This window comes from Streptomyces sp. NPDC005811 (genome assembly GCF_040630405.1).
Taxonomy (GTDB): Bacteria; Actinomycetota; Actinomycetes; order Streptomycetales; family Streptomycetaceae; genus Streptomyces.
This window is the reverse complement of record NZ_JBEXXK010000036.1, coordinates 1-23,830: the sequence shown is the minus strand read 5'-3', so window position 1 is coordinate 23,830 and position 23,830 is coordinate 1. Positions and strand designations below refer to the sequence as shown.

Here is a 23,830-nt window from a genome sequence, read left to right as displayed (position 1 = left end):
TGCCGCCGACCGGGGACGGAAAGCTCTCGTAGCGTCTCCGCCAGTTGCTCACGGCAGCACGTCCGACTCCCGCGATACGAGCGATCTCCGCCAAGGTCACGAGAACGGGGGACGGCCCTGTGCTCTTGGACATGATCTCCTCCGGAACCTGAGCTTGCCGACTGGTACGGAAACCAGCTCGCTTGTGCATGAGCGACGCCATGACGTATCGCTTGACTGAGTTTACGTACACATACCCCTCCCGTTCGAGGGCCCCGGCAAGTCCGTCGGACGCTGCCTCGCCACGGCATGGGACGCAGCCGCCGCGTCCCACCTGGCCCGCCGTCCGTCACAGGTCCCAGCCGTCCCATCCCTCCAGATCCTCCGCGTCTACCTCGTGCTCGGTCATCAGCCGATCCGCCTCCTCGTGGGCGCCGACGGCGCGCAGGGTGTGGATCAGTGCCAGGGCGGCGTTCCAGCGGCTGTCGTCCCAGGGGTCGCAGTCCGCTGTCATGGTGAGGGCCGCACGGGCGGTCTCCTCCGCCGGGCCGAGGGCGCCCAGACGAAGATGGACGCCCGTCAGGGCGGTCAGGACGGCGCCGAGGAGTTCAGGGGACGCGGCGACGGCGCGGGCGGTCGACAGCTGCGTCGCGGCTTCCGCTTCCCGGCCCTCGTCGTGCAGGGCGCGGGCGTAGGCGTACAGCAGGCCTGCCCTCGCCTCCGTCGGTGCGGTCGCGGACCCCGGTTCCGACAGAGCCCGGTCCGTCTCCGCGAGCAGCCCGGGCAGCGCCTCGGCGGCAGGGCCGCGCGACAGGGCCTTCCGCAAGGCGGACAGGCGGTCCGCCGTTCGGCCGGACACGGCGAAGCCCCGAGCCGCGGCCGCGTAACGGCGCGACGACTCCGGGCCGTGAGGCAGCCAGCCGCCCAGCATCACTTCCAGTTCCGGGCGGGCAGGCAGGCCGGGAACCTCCCCGGGCCCCTCGTCCAGCAGCTCACACAGTCGGCGAACGGCGCCGCCCCGGTCGCCGTCATGGTGGTAAGCACGGGCCAGGAGCAGGCGGCAGCGGGCGGCGTCCTCGGTCATGCAGAGCCGTTCCAGCTCACGGATCGCCTGTTCCGCCGCTTCCACCGCCTCCGCGGGGCGCTTGGCCTCCAGCAGCGCGTTCGCGGCGGCGAGGCGGGCGACGGCGGCGCCCTTCTGGTCACCCGCTGCGGTTCTGGCGGCCACCTGCTCGACGAGGTCACGCACCTCTGCGCCGCCGGGCGGGCCCGACTGTGGCGAGGAGAGGGAGAGTGAGACGGATTCACCCAGGGGCTCGGCCGCCATCCAGCGGCGCAGGCGCCCGCTCTGATAGTCGTTGCCGTTACGTGTGTCGAAGCGGGCCGCGATGTCCAGCGCGCGCCGGCGGAGTTCGTCGGCGAGGGCGGTGACCGTGGTGTCCGGGCGGCGGCTGCCGTCCACCGCCGGGAAACGCAGCAGCAGTTCGCCCTCACCCGAGCGCTCCGCCACGGTCAGTACGGCGGCTGCGGCTGCCGCGAACTCGGCCTCCGCGAGCGGGGTCCGCGCCCGGTCCAGCCAGGTGAGGTGGCGCTCGATCAGGTCCAGGCCGCGGCTCGTGTTGCCGGTGTGGACGCAGAACAGCAGATGGAGCGCGAGTTCGGCGAGGTGGTGCGGGTTGTCGCGGATCCGGCGGTACGCCGTGCGGTGCGCCTCGACCGCCTTCTCGCCCTGGCCGGTGCGGACATACGGCAGCAACAGCTCGGAGTTGATCCACTGAGGCTGCTCGGTGCAGGACGAGGTGCGGGCCGGCTCGCCGACGAGGATCGCCTCCGCGTCCCGACCCAGCGCGACGAGCGTGCGCACCTGGCTGCTCGGGACGCAGCCGGAGCAGTCCGAGAGGGAGTCGCGCCGGGTGCGGGACATCCGCTCGTAGTAGTCCTGGGCCTGGTCCAGTTCGCCCACGCTCTCGGCGATCAGGCCGCGGTGCTGGAGCACGGCGTGCACGCTGTGGCCGCCGCGCCGGTAGCGGCGCTCCATGTCGTCCAGCAGGTCGTGGGCGCGCTGGAGCGGTATCTCCGGGAATTGGTGGACGCTGTAGATCATCCACTTGATGCCCCACAGGAGCCGGCGTTCGGCTCGCGGACCGAAGCGTTCGGGTTCGCGGTCGTAAGCCGCAAGACACCACGAGTAGGACAGGAACGCCTTGGCGGGGACCCAGCTGTGCTGGAACTCCGAGGTTGCCCGCATCCGTACGTCGAAGCCGAACTCCACCAGGCCGAGGGCGTCCGCGTGCCGCATCACCTCCTCCAGCGCCGCGAACTGCGCCGCGCCGCGCGGCATGCGGAAGGTGTCCTGGTAGAGCTTGCGGACTTCGGCTTCCGTACGGCTCATCGGGCACCTCCGGCCACCGCGCGACCGATGAGGCCGAGGAACGACTGATTGAGTACGGCGGTGTCCGCCGGGCGGAGCGGATGATGCCCCAGCAGCAGCGCCTGGACGTAGAGGCCCTCCAGGCAGGTCGCCCGCAGCTCGGGGTCCTCCAGCGCCAGCACTTGGCGGGCCAGGGCGTTGCGATGATTGAGGACGAGGCGGGGGCGGGGCTCCTCCTCGGTCCGGAAGGTGCCGAGGATCGACGCCCACAGGTCGTCCACCTCTTCGCCCGCCTCCTTCAGGTCCACCTGGAACGCCGTGTCGTCGTCCAGCAGAAAGAGCGCCGGCAGCCCGGACGGCTCGAAGGACCGGACGAGGAGGTTGCAGCCCAGCTTCTCCAGGATCTGCTCCGATGCCGCGAGCGCTGGGGCGATCGCCTGCTCCTCGGCCGCGGTCAGCCGCTCCAGATGCGTGGTCAGGTCGGCCGCGCGCAGCTTCTCGGCCTCCAGCCGGCCGTCCACCGTCAGCAGCCGGTCGATGATCTCGGCGTCGTACACATAACCGGCGTTGACGACGGCTAGACCCTGGGCGGCGGCGACGGGAGCGAGCTGGCGGAACTCGTCCACCAGCGGAGTGAACCGCACCAGCCCGTAACGGTCCCGGAACTCGGCGAGGGTCAGCGGGCCGACGTTGGTCTCCATCGGCCAGTACTCCGTGACCAGCCGGAGCATCTCGTCGTCGTGCAGGGCCAGCGCCTTCACGCCCAGATGGTGGACGCGCAGGAACTCCCGGAGCCGGGCCGGGTCCTGTCGGCTGAGCCGGACCAGCCAAGCGCGCAGTCCCGCGCCGAGCGCGTCCCGGGTGCTCTCGAGGAGCGAGTCCTCGTAGAGAGCCTCCCTGCTCGCCGTGGGCCGCAGTTCCGCCGTGTCCGCCACACAGCGCACGAAGAACGCCCACTCGGGCAGCAACCGTTCGGCGCCCTCCGCCAGCAGCATCTGCTTGAGATAGACCCGGTGCTTGGCGGGGACCGCCGGGTTGGCGGGCATCGGCAGGACGAACGCGACGCCGCGCAGGCCCGCCTCGGCCGCGGTCAGGTCCACCGTGTCGAACGGTGTGAAGCCGAACACCTGCTCGCAGTAAGCCGCCAGACGGGTACGGCGCCGGGCCGCGTCCTCGCCCTCGACGAGTTCCCAGGGCGCGGGGCCGCCGGTGATCGGCGTACCGTCGACGGTGACCGTGTGCGGCAGATGGGCGCCGTAGTGGGTGGCCAGCTCGGTGACGGCCTCCCGGGTCAGGAGATGTTCACAGCCCGGGCGGGGTCGCAGGGTGACCGTCGTACCGGCTTCGGCGCGGTGCTCCTCGGCTGGGGCCGGGCGCACGCTGTAGCTGCCGTCGGAGCGGCCGTGCCACAGCACGGTGGGCTCGCCGGCGCGTCGCGTGGTCACCTCGATGGAGTCCGAGACCATGAAGCAGGACAGCAGACCGATGCCGAACTGACCCAGGAACTCGTGCCGGGCGAAGCCGAGTTCGTCCCGCTTGGAGCTGCGCCCGATGGTGGCCAGCAGCTCATGGACCTGGGCCTCCGCGAGGCCGACGCCGTTGTCGCTGATGGTCAGAGACCCGTCGCCGGTCGCATCGGCCGACTCGATGGCTATCAGCCCGACTCCCCGGACCGTCGCGTCAGGACCGTGCCCAGCCGTGATCGCGTCCACCGCGTTCTGCAGCAGTTCGCGCGCATAGACCTGCGGGCTGGTGTAGAGGTGGTGGCTCAGCAGGTCGACGATCCCGCGCAGATCGACGCGGAAGGTCTGGTTCACGCTCTCTCCCCGTTCTGGACTGAGAGCACCTTAGACGCGGGCACTGACAGCGCAGAACGTTTATCCCTTGCCCAGCGACCTCTCCGCCACCCCCGCCAAATGCTCCCCGAACACCCGCTGCGGCTCCGGTGTCAGTGTCCGCAGGGCGACGAGCGCAGTGATCACCACATCGCACAGCTCCCCCTGCACGTCCTCCCAGCTGTGGCTGACGCCCTTCCGCGGGTTCTGGCCCATCGCCCCGATCACCGCCTCCGCGACCTCGCCCACCTCCTCCGAGAGTTTCAGCATGCGGAGGAGGAGGCCCTCCTGGCCGTCGTGGGCGCGGTTGGTGTTCAGCCAGGTCCAGAGGGCGTCGATCGTGGGCCAGATGTCATCAGACGTGGGGGAGGGGGCGTCAGTCATGAGGGCAGCTTGGCATGGGGAGTCGAGCCGCTGAATCGCGTCTCACCCCAGCAACAACTCCCCCTCCTCGAACAACGCCGCCTGCTCCCCCTCCTCCCGTCGTCGGACCCGGCGGTTGCGCGTGCCCACCACCACCGCCGTCAGTACGCCCGTCGCCGCCAGGGCCGTCGGGACCATCCAGCCCCGGTCGAAGACGTGGCCCAGGGCGTGGTCCAGGGAGAGGCGGCCGGGGCCCGTGATCGCGAGGCCCGTGGCGGCCAGGCCCAGGGTGGCCGCGTACTCGTAGCCGCCGTCCATGTTGAAGAAGCCGTTCGGGGCGTGAACGGCCGCCGCGCCCGCCATGCCGCCGGCCGCCGCCGCGCCCGCCGCCGGGGTGGCCAGGCCCAGGGCGAGGAGGGTGCCTCCGCCCGCCTCCGCCAGGCCCGCCGCCGTCGCGCTGGCCTTGCCGGGCCTGTAGCCGACCGACTCCATGAACTGGCCCGTGCCCTCCAGGCCGTGGCCGCCGAACCAGCCGAACAGTTTCTGTGCTCCGTGCGCGGCCAGTACGCCGCCCGTGCCCAGCCGTAGCAGCAGCAGGCCCACGTCACGGCGGTTGCAGAAGGTCATGGGGACTCACTCACTCCCTGAGCAGACAGCAGCGGCAACCCCCCCGGTTTCCGGTTTCCGCATCCACCGTCGCATCTCCCCACCCCACCCGGCCCCTCCTGCGCGCCGTTCGGGTGGCGGGGCCCGAGGCGCGGTGTGACGCTGCCCTTATGACGATCAAGACCGGCAAACTCACCGACCCTGCCGTCCGGGCCTTCGTCAGTGCCGTCAACGACGGTGACCAGGAGGCCTTCCTCAGCATCCTTGCGCCCGACGCGACCATGGCCGACGACGGTTCCGACCGTGACATCGCGCAGTGGATCGACCGGGAGATCTTCTCCTCCCGCGGCCACATGGACGTGGTCAACGAGTCCAACCACGGCCAGGACCTCGTCGTGAACTACCGCAATGACACCTGGGGCGAGATGCGTACCCGCTGGCACTTCGACGTCACCGGTGACGGGCACATCGCGCGGTTCGAGACCGGGCAGGCGTGACAACGGGGAAGGGGCCGCTCGCCGGACAAGCGGCGAGCGGCCCCTCGGGCAGGCGGTGGTTCCCGGGGCTCAGTAGCCCTGCTGCGCCGGCACGTACGCGTTCTGCGCGTGCTGCTCGGTCAGCGTGATCTGCCCCGCCTTGATCGTGGCCAGGCGCGGTGCGCGGCGGGCGATGGACGAGTCGTGGGTGACCATGATGAAGGTCAGGCCGTACTCGTGCCACAGGCCCTCCAGCAGGGCCATGATGTCGTCGCGGGTGCCCTCGTCGAGGTTGCCGGTGGGTTCGTCGGCGAGGAGGACCTTCGGCTTCTTCACCAGCGCGCGGGCGATCGCGACGCGCTGCTGCTGGCCGCCGGAGAGCTCCGAGGGGGCGTGGCCCAGGCGCTCGCCCAGGCCCACCGAGCGCAGGGCCTCCGCCGCGCGCTCGCGGCGCTCGGCCGGCTTCACGCCCAGCGGGACCAGCGCCGTCTCGACGTTCTCCTGCGCGGTCAGCGTCGGGATGAGGTTGAAGGACTGGAAGATGATGCCGATCTTCTCGGCCCGCAGCCGCGTCAGCTTCGCCTCGCTGATGCGGGCCAGGTCGACGCCGTCCAGTTCCACGCTGCCCTCGGTCGGGCGGTCCAGGCCGCCGATCATCTGCAGCAGGGTGGACTTGCCGCCGCCCGTCGGGCCCTGGATGACCAGCTGGTCGCCGTCCTCGATCGTCAGGTCGATGCCGCGCAGGGCCTCCACCGTCTCCTTGCCGCGCGAGTAGCGCTTGGTGACGCCGGTCAGTCTGTACATGGGGTGCTCCAGGTCCTTGGCCGCGTAGCCGCATAGCCGCATAGCCGCGTAGAGAAGAAGAAAGAAGAAGAGGGGCGGGGCGCCGCGCACCCGGGGGGAGTCGGAGGCGGCGCCCCAGCAGAGGGGGTGTTACGACACGCTGCGCAGCGCGTCCGCAGGGCGCATCCGGGAGGCGCGCCAGCCGCCCATCGCGCCGGCGATCAGACCGCCGGCCACCGCCAGGCCCACCGCGAGGGCGATGGTGGTCGCGGAGACGGGGGCCGACAGGGCGATCTCCATGGTGTTGGAGGCGGACTGCTGGCCGGGACCGCCACCGCCGGGGCCACCGCCCATGCCGCCGCCACCGCCGCCGGTGCTGCCCAGCTCGGCCGTCAGCTTCGGGCTGATCGCGGTCACCGTGTACGCGGCCGCCAGGCCGAGGCCGATGCCGAGGGCACCGCCGAGGAGACCGTTGACGATGGACTCGCCGACGACCTGCCGGGTCACCCGGCGGCTCGGCCAGCCGAGGGCCTTCAGGGTGCCGAACTCACGCACGCGGCGGGACACGGCCGAGGAGGTGAGCAGCGCGGCCACCAGGAAGGCGGCGGCGAGCACCGCGATCGACAGCCACTTGCCGACGCTGGTCGCGAGGTTCGAGGCGGTGGAGAGGGAGCCGGAGACCGTCTCGGCGAGGTCGGCGGAGGTCGTCACCGTCGTACCGGAGATGTTCTTCTGGATCGTCGCCTTGACGGTGTCGATCTGCTTGGAGTCGGTCGCCTTGACGTAGATCGTGGTGACCTGGTTCTTGGCGTCGGCGAGGGTCTGCGCCTGCTTCAGCGGCAGGTAGACATCGGTGGTGGAATCGCTGCTGTCGGGCGTCGCGATGCCGATGATCTTGTACTTGGTGCCGGAGATCTTCAGGGTCTTGCCGACCTTGTACTTGTTCTCCTTGGCGTACGACTTGCTGACGACCGCGACCTTCGCGTTGGTCTGCGCGGAGGTGAAGGTCGTGCCCGTGGTGATCTTCGAGCCGGCCAGCGGGCCGAGGTCCTGGTTGGTGACGTCCACGCCGGCCACGGAGTAGGAGTTCACGTCGAAGGAGGCGCCGCCGCCCTGGACCTGCGGGGCCGCGGTGGAGGAGCCGCCGCCCTGACCGCCGCCGGGACCGCCCTGGTTGCTGCTGCTGCCGCTGGTGGAGGACTGCGCCTTGCCCTGGGTGAAGGAGCCGTCGACCTTGGTGACGTTCAGGGTGATCGCGCCGACCGCGTCCGCCACGCCCTTCTGGGCGGCGACCTTCGTCACCAGCGCGGACTTCAGGGCCTGACCGCCCTGCGTCATCACCCGGTCCGAGCTCTGCTCGGTGTCGTCGTCGTTCGACTTGGCGTCGAACTCGAATCTGGGCTGACCGGAGCTGTTGCTGGTGGGCGCCGTACGGGCCTTGGTCACCGTCATGTCGGTGCCGAGGCCGTACAGCGATTGCAGGACCTTGTCCTGCGCCTGCGTCATACCGGCCGACACCGAGTTGACGGTGATGACCAGCGCGATACCGAGCGCCAGACCCAGAGCGATGACCAGGGCCGCCTTCTTGCGCCGGCCCAGCTCGCGCTTGAGATAGATGCCAAACATCCCGTTCCTCGAAGGTTCTTGGCGCCCGCTGTGGACGCGACCCAAAAACTAGGGAGGAACCTTTGAGCCGAACTGAGTAAAAGATGTGTAAGGACTGAGAATGAGGACCGATTCCGCAGGCCTGGATCAGAATTGCATCAGACAGCTCATTCCTAAGCTGTGGAGGGGGTTTTCCCAGGTGGAAGGGGTTGGCTGGCCGACGCTCACGGTGTTTTGCCGCCCACAGGATCCCCTTGTACGGTCCCGCCGTGCACGCATTCTCCCGCCGCTCGCTGCTGTCCTTCACCGCGCTCGCGCCCCTGGCTCTCGCCGCTCCCGCGGCCGCCGCGACGGGCACGGTGATCGGCGGTGCCCGGCTCGCCCGTGACGGCGTCCAGACGGCCGTCCCCGCCGGCCTGCCGAAGAAGCTCACCGCCCGCGCCTGGCTGGTCGCCGACCACGACACCGGCGAGGTGCTGGCCGCCTACCGCGCGCACACCCGGCTGGCGCCCGCCTCGACGCTGAAGATGCTGTTCGCGGACACGGTTCTGGACAAGTTCGAGCGCACCGAGCGCTACACCGTCACCGACGCCGACCTCGCCGACATCCCCGCCGGCTCCAGCCTCGTCGGCCTCAAGCCCGGCCTCACCTACACCGTCGAGCAGCTCTGGCAGGGCGTCTTCCTGCGCTCCGGCAACGACGCCGTGCACATCCTCTCCCTCATGAACGGCGGGGTCGCCCGGACGGTCGCCGAGATGCAGGCGCGGGCCGCGGACCTCCAGGCGCTGGACACCCACGTCGTCTCCTGCGACGGCTACGACCACACCGGCCAGCTCTCCTCCGCCTACGACCTCACCCTCTTCGCCCGGCACGGCCTGCGCGACGCCGACTTCCGCGCCTACTGCGCCACCAAGGCCGCCGACTTCCCCGCCGGGGGCCGCAAGACCTTCCGCATCGAGAACACCGACCGCCTCCTCTCGGGAACGTACGGCGTCACCCCGTACCCGGGCATGATCGGCGTCAAGAACGGCTACACCACCCACGCCGGCAACACCTTCACCGGCGCCGCCACCCGCGACGGCCGGACTCTGCTGGTCACCGTGCTCCATCCCGAGAGCGGCCACAACGCGGTCTACGAGGAGACGGCGGCCCTCCTGGACTGGGGCTTCGGGAGGGGGAGTTCGGCCACGCCGGTGGGGCAGCTGGTGGAGCCGCTGAGCGAGGGCGGCGCCACCGCCTCACCGGCCGCCAAGTCCCCGCACGGGGGTTCGAAAGCCACCGCGACGGGCGACGGCTCGGGCACGGGCTGGGCCGCACTGGGAACGGCGGGAGCCCTGACCCTCCTGGCGGCGGGCGCGTACGCGGTGCGAAGAAAACTCCGGGCAGACCAACACCCCGAAGGGGCGCGGGGAACTGCGCGAGACACCACGACGAACCCGCAGTCCGCAGACGACAGCACCCCCGACCACGAACCCGACCCGGCCGAAAAATAAGTGGCAGCCGCTCCACCCCACCGGAGCAAACCTCGCGGTCCCAGCGAGGCCCACCCCCACCCGGTGCAGTGGAGCGGCTGCCCTTCCCCCCTCGGTGTGGCTCAATCAGTCAAATCGGCCCGATCAGCCCAATCGGCTCAGTCGGCCAAATCGGCGAGGCGTTCCCGTGCGGAAAGTGTGAAGTTCTCGTGGAGATGAGTTGAGCATAGGTCCGCTACCGGCCGCAATGGCCCGGATGGCCAAATTCCGCTTGTATGGGTGAGGGAGTTGACGGCCCGTGGGCCCCTCACCCCCTCCCCACGTACGGCATCGCCGTCGCCAGTACCGTCGCGAACTGCACGTTCGCCCCCAGCGGCAGCTCCGCCATGTGCCGCACCGTGCGCGCCACGTCCGTCACATCCATCACGGGTTCCGGCGCGATCTCGCCGTTGGCCTGGAGCGCGCCCGTCTCCATCCGGGCCGTCATCTCGGTCGCCGCGTTGCCGATGTCGATCTGTCCGACGGCGATGCCGTACGCCCGCCCGTCCAGGGACAGGGACTTGGTCAGCCCGGTCAGCGCGTGCTTGGTCGCGGTGTACGGCGCCGACAGCGGGCGCGGTGAGTGCGCCGAGATCGAGCCGTTGTTGATGATCCGTCCGCCTCGCGGCTCCTGCTCCTTCATCTGCCGGAACGCCGCCTGGGCGCACAGGAACGCCCCGTTGAGGTTGGTGTCGACGACATGCCGCCAGGCGTCGTACGGCAGGTCCTCGAACGGCACGCCGCCCGGCCCGAACGTCCCCGCGTTGTTGAACAGCAGATCCAGCCGCCCGAACCGCTCCCGCACGGCGGCGAACAGGGCGGCCACCTCCTCGGGATCCGAGACGTCCGTCCGTACGACGAGACTCGCGGCCCCCGGCACCAGCGCCGCCGTCCCCTCCAGGGCTTCCGCGCGCCGCCCCGCGAGCCCCACCGCCCAGCCCGCCCGCAGCAGTTCCACGGCGACCGCCCGCCCGATGCCGGAACCGGCGCCGGTGACGATCGCGATCCCGGCGGTCTCCGTGCTCTCCGTGCTCTCCGCGCTCTCCGTACTCTCCTTGGCGTCCATGGGGCCGCAGCGTACGGCAGGCCGAAAGTCGGCGTCCGCCATGCGGAACTCCCTCGTCCGCCGTGTCCCAGCACACCCCCGAACTCCGCGAGGCCGCCCGCCGTATCGCCCGCCGCCGCTTCCTCACCGTCACCGGCGCGGCAGCCGCCCTCGCCTTCGCCGTGAACCTGCCCGCCGCCGGCACCGCGGCCGCCGCCGAACTCGACCCCGCGCAGCTCACCGACGACCCTCCCCCACTCTCGGCTTCGCTCGAGCGGGGGGACCCCCACCGGGCTCCGTGCTGCTGTGGACCCGCCTCGCCCCCGCCCCGTACCAGCCCGACGGCGGACTGCCCGCCGCACGCGTCCCCGTCCACTGGGAACTGGCCCGCGACGAGAACTTCCACCGGACCGTCAGACACGGTACGGCCCTCGCCCACCCGGAGTTCGGACACAGCGTCCACGTCCAGGTCGACCACCTCGACGAGGACCGCACCTTCTACTACCGCTTCAAGGCCGGCACCTGGATCAGCCGCACCGGCCGCACCCGCACCGCCCCCGCCCGCGGCGCCAGGTCCTCCGCCCTCACCCTCGGCATCGTCTCCTGCCAGCGCTACGACCAGGGCTACTACACCGCCTACCGGCACCTCGCCGAGGACGACGTCGACGTCGTGTTCCACCTCGGCGACTATCTGTACGAGTACGCCGTCAGCGGCGTCGGAGGCGCCCGCGCCCACCCCGCCGGGACCGTACCCGCCGTCTACGGACACGAGATGGTGACCCTGGACGACTACCGCCTGAAGTACGCCCTCTACAAGTCCGACCCCGACCTGCTCGCCGCGCACGCCGCCCACCCGTTCGTCGTCACCTGGGACGACCACGAGACCGAGAACAACTACGCGGGAGCGGTCTCGGAGAACAACGACCCCGCCGGCCCCGACGTCCGGCTGTACCGCCGGCTCCACTGGGGCCGGCTCGCCCAGTTCGACGTCCTCGACACCCGCCAGTACCGCTCCGACCAGGCCTACGGCGACGGCTGGCAGTTCCCCGGCCCGACTCCGAGGGACCCGGCCCGCACCCTCACCGGTGACGCCCAGGAGCAGTGGCTGATCGACGGCTGGCGGCGCTCACGGGCCCTGTGGAACGTGGTCCCGCAGCAGGTCACCTTCTCGCGGCGGTACAACTCCACGGCCGTACCCTCCCGGGTCTCCATGGACTCCTGGGACGGCTACCCGGCCTCCCGCGAGCGGATCCTCGCGGGCGCCGAGGCCGCCGGGGTGGAGAAGATGATGGTCCTCACCGGGGACGTGCACGTGCACTACGGCTTCGACATCAAGCGCGACTTCGCCGACCCCGCCTCCCGCACCCTGGGCACCGAGATCGTCACCACGTCCGTCTCCAGCGGCGGCAACGGCTCCGCGCAGCCGTCCAACTGGCCCACCTTCATGACCGCCAACCCCCACCTGAAGTTCTACAACGGGCTGCGCGGCTACGCGACGGTCACCCTCGGCCGCGACCTCGCCCGCGCCGACTTCAGGACCGTCCCGTACGTCACCACCCAGGGCGCCCCGATCAGCACGGCCGCGTCCTTCGTCACCGAGATCGGCGACCAGGGCCTCAAGCCCGCCTGAAGCCCGTCCGGCCGCTCAGGGCCGGGGCGGCCAGGTGTCGCCCCAGTCCGCGTCCCGGGCCGCCCGGTACAGCTCGCCGTGCTTCTTCGTCACCGTCGTCCGGGTCAGCCGCTCCTCGGTCTCGCACAGATCGAGGAGCACCTGCCCCTTGCGGATCTGCGGCCTGCGCACCACCCGGGAGGGCGCGGGCGAGACCGGGAAGCGCGCGGCGGCGACGTACGAGAACTTCTCGTCCTCGTACGGCAGGGAGCCGCCCTTGACCTGCCGGTGCAGGGAGGAGCGGCTGACCCGCGCCGAGAAGTGGCACCAGTCCGTGCCGGGCACGATCGGGCAGCCGGCGCTGTGCGGGCAGGGCGCGGCGATCCGGAAACCGGCGCCGATCAGCCGGTCACGGGCCTCGATCACCCGGGCGTACCCGTCGGGCGTGCCCGGCTCCACGATCACCACGGCCTGCGCGGCAGCGGCGGCGGCGTCCACCAGCGCGGCGCGGTCCGGGGCGGCCAGCTCGTTGAGGACGTACGAGACCGTCACGAGGTCGGCCGGGTCCAGCGCCAGGGCCGACCCGATGCGGGCGCGCCGCCAGTGGACGCCGGCGAGCGCCGGGTGCGCGGCGGCGATCTCCCGGCCCAGGGCCAGCGCGGGTTCCGCCCAGTCGAGCACGGTCACCGGGCGCGTCCCCTCCCAGACCGCGCTCACCGCCCAGGTCGCCGCCCCCGTCCCGCCGCCCACGTCCGTGTGGCTGCCCGGCGTCCACTCCGGCACCGCGTCCGCGAACGCCTCCAGCGCCGAGCACACCGCCTCGAAGGTCGCCGGCATCCGGTACGCGGCATAGGCGGCCACGTCCGCCCGGTCCCGCAGGATCGGCGCGTCGGTGGGGGTGGCCCCCCGGTAGTTGGCGATGAGCCGCTCGACGGCCTGGGCGGCCTGCCGGGGCGGCAGACCGTCGAGGAGTTCCCCGAGGGCGCTACGGAGGGTTTCGGCGGCGGAGACGGAGACGTTCACCCGCCGATTTTCTCAGGTCGCGGCCGGCCGGTTCACCGCGGTCGCGGCCGGCGGGTGCACCGCGGTCGGCGGGTTCACCGCACCGCCCGCGCCATCCGCGTCGCCGCCCGCGCCCGCGGCCCGCTGTCCGGGGTCGCCCGCACCGGATGCACCGTGTTCGCCAGCAGCACGACGAAGGAGTCCGTGGCCGGGTCCAGGACCAGCGACGTGCCCGTGAAGCCGGTGTGGCCCGCGGCGCCCCCGCCGGACAGCTCGCCCATGAACCACGGCCGGTCCACCTCGAAGCCCAGCCCCGGCGGGGCCAGCAGCAGCTCCACGAAGTCCGGGCCGAGGATCCGCGCGGGGCCGTAGGAACCGCCCGCGAGCAGGGTGCGGCAGAACACGGCCAGATCGCGGCCGGTGGAGAACAGGCCCGCGTGCCCGGCCACCCCGCCCAGCGCCCACGCGTTCTCGTCGTGCACCTCGCCCCGCAGCATCCCCCGGTCCGCCTTCGCCCACGGCCGCCGCTGGTCCTCGGTGGCCGCCGCGCCCGGGCACGGGCCGAAACGGGTCGCGGTCATGCCCAGCGGCCGGGTGATCCCCTCGTGCACCAGGACGTCGAGCGTCCGGCCCGTGAGGCGTTCCAGGAGCTGCTGGAGCAGGAGCATGTTCAGGTCGGAGTAGACGTACGTGCCGGGCTCCCCGGCCGGCGTCTCCGCCCGCAGGAGCTCCAGCCGCTCCGCGGCGTCCGCGCAGTCGTACAGCGGCAGCTCGGGGCGCAGGCCCGAGGTGTGGGTGAGGAGCCGGCGGACCGTGACGCCGTGCGCGGCGACCCCGCGGAAGTCGGGCAGATAGGCGCCGACCCGGGCGTCGATGCCCAGGGTGCCCCGCTCGATCTGCTGCACCGCCGCCACCGCGGTGTACAGCTTGGTCAGGGAGGCCAGGTCGAACGGGGTGTCCACGGTCATCGGGACCCGTTCCCCGGGCGGCAGCTCCACCCCGGCGCCGGCCTGCGGGTCGTACGACGCGTACCGCACCGCCCAGCCCGCGGCCTCCTCGACGGCGATCACCGGGCCGCGGCCCGCCACCACCACGGCGCCCGCGGCCCAGGGCCGGTCACCGGTGGTCAGGTTCCTGACGTCGTGCACGAGGAGGCGCATCTCCTCCGGGTCGAGCCCGGCCCGTTCCGGGGTGTCGACGCGCAGTCTCGGTGCGCTCAGCTCTCCTCCACGGTCTGTCTCCAGGGACGGCACAGTCCCATGAAACAGGCCAGCGCCACCAGCGCGGCCGCCAGCTGGACGACGGCCATCGGGACGGCGGTGCGCTCCCCGGCGATCCCGACCAGCGGGGAGGCGATCGCGCCGATGAGGAAGGAGGAGGTGCCCAGCAGCGCGGAGGCGGACCCGGCGGAGTGCCGGACCCGCATCAGGGCGAGCGTCTGCGCGTTGGGCAGCGTCACCCCCATCGCCGACATGAGCACGAACAGGGCCGCCGCCACCGGCGCCAGACCCACCGCGCCGAACACGCCCGACGCCATCAGCAGCAGCGCGGCCGCCGCCAGCGTCACCACCGTCAGCCCCACGGCCAGCACCCGGTCCAGCCGGACCCGGCCCACCAGCACCTTGCCGTTGATCTGCCCGACCAGCACCAGCCCCACCGAGTTCACCCCGAACAGCAGACCGAACGTCTGCGGGGAGGCTCCGTAGATCTCCTGGACGACGAACGGGGACGCCGAGATGTACGCGAACAGCGCGGCGAAGGCGAAGCCGCCGGTGAGCATGTAGCCGGTGAAGGACGCGTCGGCCAGCAGCCCGCGCATCGACCGCAGGGCCTCGCCCACCCCGCCCGCGTGCCGTCCGGCGGGCTCCAGGGTCTCCGGCAGCCGGGCCCACACCAGCGCCGCCAGCGCCAGCCCCACCACCGTGAGCAGCGCGAACACACCCCGCCAGTCCGTCACCCGCAGGATCTGCGCCCCGATCAGCGGCGCCACCACCGGCGCCACCCCCGAGATCAGCATCAGGGTGGAGAAGAAGCGGGCCATCGCCACACCGTCGTACAGATCGCGCACCACGGCCCGCGCGATCACGATCCCCGCCGCGCCCGCGAGACCCTGCGCCAGCCGGAACGCGATCAGCAGTTCCACGGTCGGCGCGAGCGCGCACAGCACGGTCGCGACGACGTACACCGCGAGACCCGCGAGCAGCGGGCGTCTGCGCCCCCACCGGTCGCTCATCGGCCCGACCACCAGCTGCCCCAGCGCCATGCCCGCCAGACAGGCGGTCAGCGTGAGCTGGACGGTCGCGGCGGGCGCGTGCAGACCACGGGTGACCTCCGGCAGCGCCGGGAGGTACATGTCCATCGACAGCGGGGGAGTGGCCGTCAGACCGCCCAGGACCAGGGTGACGAGCAGACCGGTCCGGCGCGGGCCGGCCGACGGCGGCGCGACCGCCGTCGTCTCCGCTCGCTCGCCCGCCCGAGGTATCGCCCCGCCCTCCGGCATACCGCCGCCCCTCCCTCTTCCCTGTCCCCGCCATGTCCTCGCCACCTATGCTCTCAGCTCGGAACCACTGCTGGTACGGCGCGAGGACGGGACGGGGTATGACGACGGACACGGTGCGATGGGGAATCCTGGCGACCGGCGGCATAGCCGCCGCGTTCACGGCCGACCTGGTCGACCTGCCCGACGCGGAGGTCGTCGCGGTCGGCTCCCGCACCGAGGCCTCCGCACAGGCCTTCGCCGAACGCTTCGGCATCCCCAAGGCCTACGGCGACTGGGGCGCGCTCGCCGAGGACACGGACATCGATGTCGTCTACGTCGCCACCCCGCACGCCGCCCACCGCGCCGCCGCCGGCCTCTGCCTGAAGGCCGGCCGGGCCGTGCTGTGCGAGAAGCCCTTCACCCTCAACGTGCGCGAGGCCCGGGAACTCGTCGCCCTGGCCCGCGACCACGGCCGCTTCCTCATGGAAGCCATGTGGATGTACTGCAACCCGCTGATCCGGCGCCTCAAGGCCCTCGTCGACGACGGCGCGATCGGCGAGGTCCGCACCGTCCAGGCCGACTTCGGCCTCGAAGGCCCCTTCCCGCCCTCGCACCGGCTGCGCGACCCCGCCCAGGGCGGCGGCGCCCTCCTCGACCTCGGCGTCTACCCCGTCTCCTTCGCCCACCTCCTGCTCGGCGAACCCGACGGCATCTCCGCGCAGGCCGTCCTCTCCGCCGAGGGCGTCGACCTCCAGACCGCCCTCGCCCTGTCCTGGGACTCCGGCGCGCTCGCCGCCCTGCACTGCTCGGTCACCGGCGGCACCGGCACCACCGCCTCCGTCACCGGCTCCCGCGGCCGCATCGACATCCCCTCCGGGTTCTTCCACCCCGACCGGCTGGTCCTGCACCGCGCCGGCCGCGACCCGGAGGAATTCCTCACCGACCCGGCCGACGGCCCCCGCAACTCCTTCCGCCACGAGGCCCGCGAGGTCATGCGCGCCCTCAGGGCCGGCGAGACCGAGTCCCCGCTCGCCCCGCTCGACGGCACCCTCGCCGTGATGCGCACCCTGGACGCCGTACGGGAACGGATCGGCGTGCGCTACCCCCACGAGTAGGCCGTACCGTCGACCCATGGTCACCCAGCCCGCCAAGCCCGCTCAGCCCGCCCGACCGGCCCCCGACACCAGCCGCCGCAGCGAGAGGTCCCGCCGCGCCATCTACGAGGCGGCCCTCTCGCTCGTCGCCGAGGCGGGCTATCCGAAGACCACGATCGAGGGGATCGCCGCCCGCGCGGGCGTCGGCAAGCAGACCATCTACCGCTGGTGGGGGTCGAAGGCCGACGTCCTGCTGGAGGCGTTCCTCGACCTCGGCGAGCAGGCCGCCGAGGCCGCCGGCCACGCGCCGTACACCCTCCCCGACACCGGGGACCTCGCCGCCGACCTCAAGGCCGTCCTGCGCGCCACCGTCGACGAACTCCTCGACCCCCGCTTCGAGGCCCCCGCCCGCGCCCTCTCCGCCGAGGGCCTGGTCAACGAACCGCTCGGCCGCGAGTTCGTCACCCGGCTCCTCGAACCCCAGCTCCAGCTCTACGTCGACCGCCTGCGCGCCGCCCAGCGCGCCGGCCAGGTCCGCCCCGGGATCGACCCGCGCATCGCCCTCGAACTCTTCGTCTCCCCGCTCGCCCAGCGCTGGCTCCAGCACACGGGCCCGATCTCGTACGACTACACGGACACCCTCGTCGACTACGCCCTGTACGGACTCGCACCCCGCTGACGGGCTTTGCCCCGTTTGGGGGTACGGGACCCCCGATGCGCAGGATGATGGGACCATAAGGCATGCTGTCCGCATCACCAGCGAGGCGAGGCGATAGATGAGCGCGGAGTTCGCCGGCCTGAGCGGCCTGCGGGGCAGACTCACCCGGTGGCTGCGCGGAAGCGGCCCGAGCCAGGCCGCCGACGACGGCCGCGAGGCCCTGCTGCTCGCCGCCGCCGGGGCCGGACTGCCCCTCGCGCCCGCCGCGCACCCCGCCGCCGACTACCGCTGCTCCTGCGACCGCGTGGGCTGTCCCACCCCGGCCCGGCACCCGGTGTCCTTCGCCTGGCAGACCCAGTCGACCACCGACCGGGCCCAGATCGAGCGGTGGGCCCGGCACCAGCCGCAGGCCAACTTCATCACCGCGACCGGCATGACCCACGACGTCCTCGACGTCCCCCTGGAGGCCGGCCGCGAGGCCCTCGACCGGCTCCTCGGCGCGGGCGTCGAGGTCGGCCCGGTCGCCGAGAGCGACGACGGCCGCCTCCTCTTCTTCACCCTCACCCGGGGCACCCCCGAGGACGAGGACGAGTGGTGGCCCTGCGAGCTGGACTGCCACCCCGAGACGATGGACGAACACCCCGGCCTGCGCTGGCACTGCCGTGGCTCCTACGTCCTGATCCCCCCGGCCCGCCTCCCGGGCGACGACCACCGCTCGGTGTACTGGGTAAGGGGCCCGGAACATCCCCTCCCGGACCCCCTGAGCCTCCTGGAGACCCTGACGGACGCCTGCGCCCGCCATGTCGAGGCCTTCGGCCTCTAGAGGTCCGCGTTCCCGGGGTTCTACTCGCCCTTCGCTCCGGTCAGTCCCTCCAGCCGGCTCAGCAACGACACCTTCCCGTCCCCGGACCCCTTCACCGGATCGAGCGCGATCTCGTTCGCCACGAACTCCATCGTCAGCGACTGCTTGATCTCCCCGGTGGTCAGCGCCTTCACACTCACGTTCGGCGCCGGCACGGACGCCCCCGTCGCGGCCGTCTGCTTGACATAGTGGTGCGAGGAGAAGAACACCAGCGCCCCGCCGTCCGCCGTCCGCAGCGCCAGAGGGGCGAACTCCCCGCCGGACAGCGGCTCGTCGATGTACTGCTGCACCAGCCCCGGCTTCTCGGCGTTCTTCGCCCGCGTGGTGCGCAGGGTGCTGGTGTACGCGCCGTCCGCGAACACGCCCCCGCCGTCCTTGAGGTAGGCGGTGTAGTCCTTGCTCAAGTCCTGCGGCGCCCGCGTCAGTTCGGCCGAGTCCGCCGGTACCGCCTCGGCCCAGCCGTCCTTGTCCTTGCTGAACTCCGGCAGCGCGCCCTGCGCCACCAGCGTCAGATACGCCGCCTGCCACGGCTCGGAGAGGTCGCCCCGGGTGAACACCAGCACCCAGCGGGCGTCACCGCCCTTGTTGGCCTTGGCGTCGGCGACGAACCAGCGCGGCCAGCCCGCCTTCTTGGGGATCGTGTACGTCGCGTCCGTCAGCGTCAGCGGGGTGTGCTGCGGGTTGCCGCCCGGGTTGTTGACCTTCCCGGCCTTCAACCGCGCCCCGTCGATGGCCCCGAGGGCACCGGTCGTGTACTCGGCGTCCAGCGAACCGTCGTACGCCTGGTCCGCCTTGTTGTACGCGGCCGTGAACTGATCGAGCGCCTTCGCGGCCTCCGCCTGCGTCGCCGAGGGGAGCACCACCCGCTCCCCGTGGACGACCACACAACCGCTCGCCGTCAACGACAACGCCGTCGCGCAGGCCGCCCACAGCGCGTTCCGCTCAAGCCTGCGGAGCCTTCGACTGCCGCGATCCCCGGTCGTCAGGTGCGTCATCAGGAGCCTTCACCTTCCCCTTCCCGGAGGCGAACCCTACCGGGGAGAGGAACAGCGCGAGCGTGGGGACCAGGTACAGCAGCCACACCGTGACCTGGAGGACGGTCGGATCGGGCTGGAAGTTGAACACGCCCTTCAGCAGCGTTCCGTACCAGCTGTCCGGCGGGATCGTGCCGCTGATGTCGAAGGCGAGGCTGTTCAGCCCCGGCAGCCAGTCGGCCTCCTGGAGGTCGTGGAAGCCGTACGCCAGCACGCCCGCGGCCACGACGACGAGCATGCCACCCGTCCAGGTGAAGAACTTCGCCAGGTTGATCCGCAGCGCCCCGCGGTAGAACAGCCAGCCCAGGAACACGGCGGTCGCGAGACCGAGGGCCACCCCGATCAGCGGGCGCGGGGTGCCGTCACCGGCCGCGTGCACCGACGCCCACACGAACAGGGCGGTCTCCAGGCCCTCCCGGCCCACCGCGAGGAACGCGGTCGCCACCAGCGCGCCCGTGCCCATCGCGAGGGCGGCGTCCAGCTTGCCGTGCAGTTCGGACTTCAGATGCCGGGCGGTGCGCCGCATCCAGAAGACCATCCAGGTCACCAGGCCGACCGCGAGCACCGACAGCGAGCCGCCGAGCGCCTCCTGCGCCTCGAACGTCAGCTCCTGCGAGCCGAATTCGAGGACACAGCCGAAGCCCATCGCGATGAGGACGGCGATCGCGATACCGGTCCACACCGGCTTCAGCGCGTCCCGGCGGTCGGTCTTCACCAGGTAGGCGATGAGGATGCAGACGACGAGCGAGGCCTCCAGGCCCTCCCTCAGTCCGATCAGATAGTTGGAGAACACGGCTCAGGCCTCCTCGGGGAACAGCGTCCGGCCCCACCAGTCGTCCTTGTCCCGGACGCCCGGCGGCACGGCGAAGACGGCCGAACCCACGTGCTGGATGTACTCGTTGAGCGCGTCGGTCGCGAGATTGCGCTGGATGCGGATGAACCCGTTGCTCACGTCGCGCATGTAGGCCAGGAAGAACAGGCCCGCCTCCAGACGGCCCAGACCGTCGGTGCCGTCGGTGAAGGAGTAGCCGCGGCGCAGGATCGTCGACCCGTGGTTGGAGTCGGGGTGCGCGAGCCGTACGTGCGCGTCGGGCTTCATCGCCTTCAGGAACGGCTCGTCCCGCTCCTTGGCCTTGCCGACGGGCGCGCCCTCGCCCTTGTCCCGCCCGAACACGTCCTCCTGCTCCTGGAGCGAGGTGCGGTCCCAGGTCTCGATGTGCATCCGGATCCGCCGGGCGACGACATAGGAGCCGCCCACCATCCACTCCGGGCCGTCCTTCTCGTCGACCCACACGAACTTCTTCAGCCGGTCGGTCTCGGTGCCCGCGATGTTGCGGGTGCCGTCCTTGAAGCCCATCAGGTTGCGCGGGGTCTGCGCGTCCGGGGTGGTGGAGGAGGTCTTGCCGAACCCGAGCTGCGACCAGCGGATGGACACCTTGCCCATGCCGATGCGGGCCAGGTTGCGGATGGCGTGCACGGCGACCTGGGGGTCGTCGGCGCAGGCCTGGACGCACAGATCGCCGTTGGAGCGGCTCGCGTCGAGGGCGTCCCCGGCGAACTTGGGCAGATCGACGAGCGCGTCGGGCCGCTGGTCGTCCAGCCCGAACTTCGCGAACAGCGACGGCCCGAAGCCGAGGGTGAGCGTGAGCCGCGAGGGCTTCAGGCCCAGGGCCTCACCGGTGTCGTCCGGCGGGGCCTCGGCGAGTCCGCCGTACGCCCCGTCGCCGACCGTCTTCCCGGAGGTCATCCGGCGCGCGGCGGCCGTCCAGTCCTTCAGCATCTGGACGAACTCGGCGCGGTCGGTGGTGTCCACGTCGAACGCGGCGAAGTGCAGCCGGTCCTGGACGGGTGTGGCGATACCGGCCTGGTTCGCGCCGTGGAAGGCGACCGCGGCGCCGGTCTCGGCGGCCGTCGGCTCGATGTCGTCGCCGGTGCGGGCCACCGCCACCGCGCCGCCGGCCACGGCGGCCCCGAGCGCGAGCCCGGCCCCGCCCCATCCGATGAGCGACCGCCGCGAGGGGTGGGGGTCGTCGTTCCTGGTCTCAGTGATCTCGGTGATCTCGGTCATCGCCGTCCCCTTACTTGACCACGGCCGCGGCGAGCTTGGACAGGGGCTCGGCGAGCGAGTTCACCGCGTCCGAGAGCTCCTTGCGCTGCGCCTCGGTGACCTTGTCGTAGGAGACGAAGTCGTACGAGGCCTTGTCCGTGCGGTACTTGTCGAGCAGCGTGTTCAGCGCGGCGAACTGCTTGTCGAGCTCGGTGGTGAGGGCGGCGTCGTTGGTCTGCGCGACCGGCTTCAGCAGCTCGTACGCCTTCTGCGCGCCCTCGACGTTGGCCTTGAAGTCGACGAGGTCGGTGTGCGAGTAGCGGTCCTCCTCGCCGGTGACCTTGCCGGTGGCGACCTCGTCGAGCAGCTCCTTGGCGCCGTTGGCCATGGAGGTCGGGGTGATCTCGGCCTTGCCGACCCGGTTCTGCCAGTCCTTCAGGTCGGTGACGAGCTGGTCGGCGAGGTTCTTCTCCTCCTCGCCGATCTTCTTGTCCTCCCAGAGGGCCTTCTCCAGCCGGTGCCAGCCGGTCCACTTCTGGCCGTCCTCCAGGCCGTCCGCGCGGGTGTCGACCAGCGGGTCGATGTCCCCGAAGGACTCGGCGACCGGCTCGGTCCGCTCCCAGCCGAGACGGGAGGGCGCGTAGGCCTTCTGCGCGGCGGTGAGGTCGCCGGCCTTGATCGCCTTCACGAAGGTCTCGACGAGCGGGATGGTGGCGTCGGCCTGCTCCTGCGCGTACTCGCGGTAGTCGGCGACGGCCTTGTCGAGCTTGGGGTTGCGCTTGGCCACGCTGCCGCCGGTGACCTTGAGGTCCTGCCGGATGCCGGTGCCCTTCATGCCGGGCTTGCAGGCGATCTGGTAGGCGCCGGCCTTCACCTCGGCGGTGACGCGCTGCTTGGTGCCGGGCCCGATGTTCTCCCGCTCCGTGACGACCCGGTCGTCGGGGAACAGCACGTACACCTCGGTGACCTTGGAGCCCTTGTTCTCGATGGCGAGCTCGACGTGTCCGGCGGAGATCTCCTTCTTGGAGGTCTCGCACTTGGAGTCGGTGGCGGTCACGTTGATGATGCGGTCGCCGTTCTTCGCATCGCTCTTCTGGGTGCAGCCCGTGACGGCGGTCAGTGCGGTCACGGCGGCGACGGCGGTGACGACGGACAGTCTGGCGGCTCGCATTCGGGCTCCCGGCGATGGCTGAATATTCACGTGACGGGACTCACAAGGATTGGTGAGCCTCGCCTAACTTATCCAAGGCTTACCTGCGTAATACCCGCCTGTGCCGTGATTCAGCTCTCATAGACGCTGTAAGAGCACGAGCCGATCACGGTGGCTCAAAACGGACCCCAAGGGAAGGTCAAAGGAGATTCAAAGATTCCGCTTCGGGGTGACGAGGAGCGGACCGCCACGGGGGTGCGGGAACACCTCGACGGCGTGCTCGTACACCTCGCTGAGCAACGGCTCGCCGAAGACGTCCGCCGGGGTCCCGTCGGCCGCGACACCGCCCGCGCGCAGGACGACGACCCGGTCCGCGTAGGCGGCGGCGAGCCCCAGATCGTGCAGGACGACGACAACGGCGTCCCCGTCCCTCGCCCGCTCCCGGCACACCCGCAGCACCAGTTCCTGATGCCGGAGGTCCAGCGCGGCGGTCGGTTCGTCGAGCAGCAGCACGGGTGCCCGCTGGGCCAGCACCCGGGCGAGCGCGACCCGGGCCCGCTCGCCGCCGCTCAACGCCGAGAACGGCCGCGCGGCGAAGTCGGTGACCTCGGTGACGGCCATGGCCTCGGCGACGGCCGCGTCGTCCTCGGCGGGCGAGGAGTGGTGCGGCGCCCGCCCCATCCGCACGACCTCCTCCACGGCGAACGGGAACGACAACTCGGCGGCCTGGGGCAACACGGCCCGCCGCAGGGCGAGTTCCCCCGCGGACCACTCGGCGACGGGCCGCCCGTGCACATGTACGACCCCCTGCGCGGCCGCGACATCCCCGGCGAGCACCGTCAGCAGGCTGGACTTCCCGGCCCCGTTGGGCCCCACCAACGCCAACACCTCCCCACCCCGCACTGACACATCAACCCCCCGAAGGACCTCCCGCCCCCCGATCCGCAACCCCACCCCGACGGCTTCGACGAGAACGGCCCCTGGGGCGAGGACGGGAGGGGGGCTGAACCGACGACGAAGACTCACGAGGAACTCCTTGGGGAGGGGAGGGGACGAACGCGGGTACGGCACCGCCGCGCTGCGAGCCGGCGGCTGAGCGCCGTTGCGGCGGGGAGAGGGGCCGGGTGGGGTGCGGGGGTGGAGAGGGGCGGGGGAGTGAGTAAGGGGTGAGGAGGCAAGGGGGGAGGGGGAGGGGAGCGGTCGGGGTGGAGGGGGGCGAGGAAGGGGCGGGGGTGGGGAGGAGCGGAGGGGGGTGAGGGGTGAAGCGGTGGGGGTGGAGGGGGGTGAGGGGCGGAGCGGAGGGGCGGAGCGGAGGGGAGAA

General features: G+C 71.7%; 20 protein-coding genes and 1 pseudogene. 6 read left to right on the top strand and 15 right to left on the bottom strand.

Features of this window, described 5'->3' with window-relative positions; translation table 11 throughout:
* Positions 1-328: 328 nt before the first annotated feature.
* From ABZ490_RS32765 to ABZ490_RS32750, 4 genes are read right to left on the bottom strand one after another with little or no spacing between them, the layout of a single operon-like run.
* Positions 329-2,371 (bottom strand): hypothetical protein, encoded by a 2,043-nt coding sequence (locus tag ABZ490_RS32765; protein WP_358998194.1) that lies wholly within the window; start codon positions 2,369-2,371, stop codon positions 329-331.
* On the bottom strand, positions 2,368-4,167 hold the full coding sequence (locus ABZ490_RS32760) for an HSP90 family protein (protein ID WP_358998191.1): 1,800 nt from the start codon (positions 4,165-4,167) through the stop codon (positions 2,368-2,370). The genes ABZ490_RS32765 and ABZ490_RS32760 overlap by 4 nt, the downstream gene beginning before the upstream one ends.
* Before the next feature lie 60 nt (positions 4,168-4,227).
* The gene (locus ABZ490_RS32755) at positions 4,228-4,569 is read right to left on the bottom strand and encodes a MazG-like family protein (protein ID WP_358998188.1); all 342 of its coding nucleotides are present in this window, start codon (positions 4,567-4,569) and stop codon (positions 4,228-4,230) included.
* Between the two features lie 42 nt (positions 4,570-4,611).
* Positions 4,612-5,175 carry a DoxX family membrane protein gene (locus tag ABZ490_RS32750; RefSeq protein WP_358998185.1) on the bottom strand — a complete coding sequence of 188 codons (564 nt, stop codon included), beginning with the start codon at positions 5,173-5,175 and terminating at the stop codon, positions 4,612-4,614.
* Between the two features lie 149 nt (positions 5,176-5,324).
* Here ABZ490_RS32750 and ABZ490_RS32745 point away from each other — a divergent pair, with 149 nt between their 5' ends.
* The gene (locus ABZ490_RS32745; protein ID WP_358998182.1) at positions 5,325-5,651 is read left to right on the top strand and encodes a nuclear transport factor 2 family protein; all 327 of its coding nucleotides are present in this window, start codon (positions 5,325-5,327) and stop codon (positions 5,649-5,651) included.
* 69 nt (positions 5,652-5,720) lie between these two features.
* Here the strand turns inward: ABZ490_RS32745 and ABZ490_RS32740 are convergent, their stop codons facing one another.
* Positions 5,721-6,434 carry an ABC transporter ATP-binding protein gene (locus ABZ490_RS32740; RefSeq protein ID WP_358998179.1) on the bottom strand — a complete coding sequence of 238 codons (714 nt, stop codon included), beginning with the start codon at positions 6,432-6,434 and terminating at the stop codon, positions 5,721-5,723.
* Between the two features lie 129 nt (positions 6,435-6,563).
* A complete protein-coding gene (locus ABZ490_RS32735; protein ID WP_358998176.1) occupies positions 6,564-8,039 on the bottom strand; it encodes an ABC transporter permease in 1,476 nt (491 codons plus the stop codon).
* Positions 8,040-8,287: 248 nt separating this feature from the next.
* Between ABZ490_RS32735 and ABZ490_RS32730 the strand changes: the two genes are divergently transcribed.
* Entirely contained in the window at positions 8,288-9,511 is a 1,224-nt protein-coding gene (locus ABZ490_RS32730) for a serine hydrolase (RefSeq protein WP_358998173.1), read from the top strand.
* A 286-nt stretch (positions 9,512-9,797) separates the two neighbouring features.
* Here the strand turns inward: ABZ490_RS32730 and ABZ490_RS32725 are convergent, their stop codons facing one another.
* On the bottom strand, positions 9,798-10,595 hold the full coding sequence (locus ABZ490_RS32725) for an SDR family oxidoreductase (protein WP_358998170.1): 798 nt from the start codon (positions 10,593-10,595) through the stop codon (positions 9,798-9,800).
* 62 nt (positions 10,596-10,657) lie between these two features.
* Here ABZ490_RS32725 and ABZ490_RS32720 point away from each other — a divergent pair.
* Positions 10,658-12,204: pseudogene (locus ABZ490_RS32720) on the top strand (alkaline phosphatase D family protein).
* A gap of 15 nt (positions 12,205-12,219) precedes the next feature.
* On the opposite strand, the gene ABZ490_RS32715 reads toward ABZ490_RS32720, so the two are convergent.
* From ABZ490_RS32715 to ABZ490_RS32705, 3 genes are all read right to left on the bottom strand, one after another.
* Complete coding sequence (locus tag ABZ490_RS32715) at positions 12,220-13,206, bottom strand: small ribosomal subunit Rsm22 family protein (protein ID WP_358998168.1); 987 nt, start codon at positions 13,204-13,206, stop codon at positions 12,220-12,222.
* Between the two features lie 74 nt (positions 13,207-13,280).
* A complete protein-coding gene (locus ABZ490_RS32710; protein ID WP_358998165.1) occupies positions 13,281-14,438 on the bottom strand; it encodes a serine hydrolase domain-containing protein in 1,158 nt (385 codons plus the stop codon).
* Positions 14,402-15,685, bottom strand: coding sequence for a multidrug effflux MFS transporter (locus ABZ490_RS32705; protein ID WP_358998162.1), 1,284 nt, complete (start codon positions 15,683-15,685; stop codon positions 14,402-14,404). The genes ABZ490_RS32710 and ABZ490_RS32705 overlap by 37 nt, the downstream gene beginning before the upstream one ends.
* 98 nt (positions 15,686-15,783) lie before the next feature.
* On the opposite strand from ABZ490_RS32705, the gene ABZ490_RS32700 reads away from it, so the two are divergent.
* The 3 genes from ABZ490_RS32700 to ABZ490_RS32690 all read left to right on the top strand — a co-directional run bounded on the left by ABZ490_RS32700 (position 15,784) and on the right by ABZ490_RS32690 (position 18,239).
* Positions 15,784-16,779, top strand: coding sequence for a Gfo/Idh/MocA family oxidoreductase (locus ABZ490_RS32700; RefSeq protein WP_358998159.1), 996 nt, complete (start codon positions 15,784-15,786; stop codon positions 16,777-16,779).
* Positions 16,780-16,795: 16 nt separating this feature from the next.
* Positions 16,796-17,437, top strand: coding sequence for a TetR/AcrR family transcriptional regulator (locus ABZ490_RS32695; protein ID WP_358998156.1), 642 nt, complete (start codon positions 16,796-16,798; stop codon positions 17,435-17,437).
* A gap of 97 nt (positions 17,438-17,534) precedes the next feature.
* Positions 17,535-18,239, top strand: a complete 705-nt coding sequence (locus tag ABZ490_RS32690; protein WP_358998153.1) for a bifunctional DNA primase/polymerase — start codon at positions 17,535-17,537, stop codon at positions 18,237-18,239.
* A 20-nt stretch (positions 18,240-18,259) separates the two neighbouring features.
* On the opposite strand, the gene ABZ490_RS32685 is transcribed toward ABZ490_RS32690, so the two are convergent.
* The 5 genes from ABZ490_RS32685 to ABZ490_RS32665 all read right to left on the bottom strand — a co-directional run bounded on the left by ABZ490_RS32685 (position 18,260) and on the right by ABZ490_RS32665 (position 23,535).
* Positions 18,260-19,273: a hypothetical protein gene (locus ABZ490_RS32685; protein ID WP_358998150.1), complete on the bottom strand. Its 1,014-nt coding sequence runs from the start codon at positions 19,271-19,273 to the stop codon at positions 18,260-18,262.
* The gene (gene efeU / locus ABZ490_RS32680; protein ID WP_358998147.1) at positions 19,221-20,105 is read right to left on the bottom strand and encodes an iron uptake transporter permease EfeU; all 885 of its coding nucleotides are present in this window, start codon (positions 20,103-20,105) and stop codon (positions 19,221-19,223) included. Before efeU ends, ABZ490_RS32685 begins: the two co-directional genes overlap by 53 nt.
* 3 nt (positions 20,106-20,108) lie before the next feature.
* Positions 20,109-21,380, bottom strand: a complete 1,272-nt coding sequence (efeB, locus tag ABZ490_RS32675; protein ID WP_358998144.1) for an iron uptake transporter deferrochelatase/peroxidase subunit — start codon at positions 21,378-21,380, stop codon at positions 20,109-20,111.
* Positions 21,381-21,390: 10 nt separating this feature from the next.
* Complete coding sequence (efeO, locus tag ABZ490_RS32670) at positions 21,391-22,530, bottom strand: iron uptake system protein EfeO (protein ID WP_358998141.1); 1,140 nt, start codon at positions 22,528-22,530, stop codon at positions 21,391-21,393.
* 189 nt (positions 22,531-22,719) lie between these two features.
* Positions 22,720-23,535, bottom strand: coding sequence for a heme ABC transporter ATP-binding protein (locus ABZ490_RS32665; protein ID WP_358998138.1), 816 nt, complete (start codon positions 23,533-23,535; stop codon positions 22,720-22,722).
* Positions 23,536-23,830 lie beyond the last annotated feature (295 nt).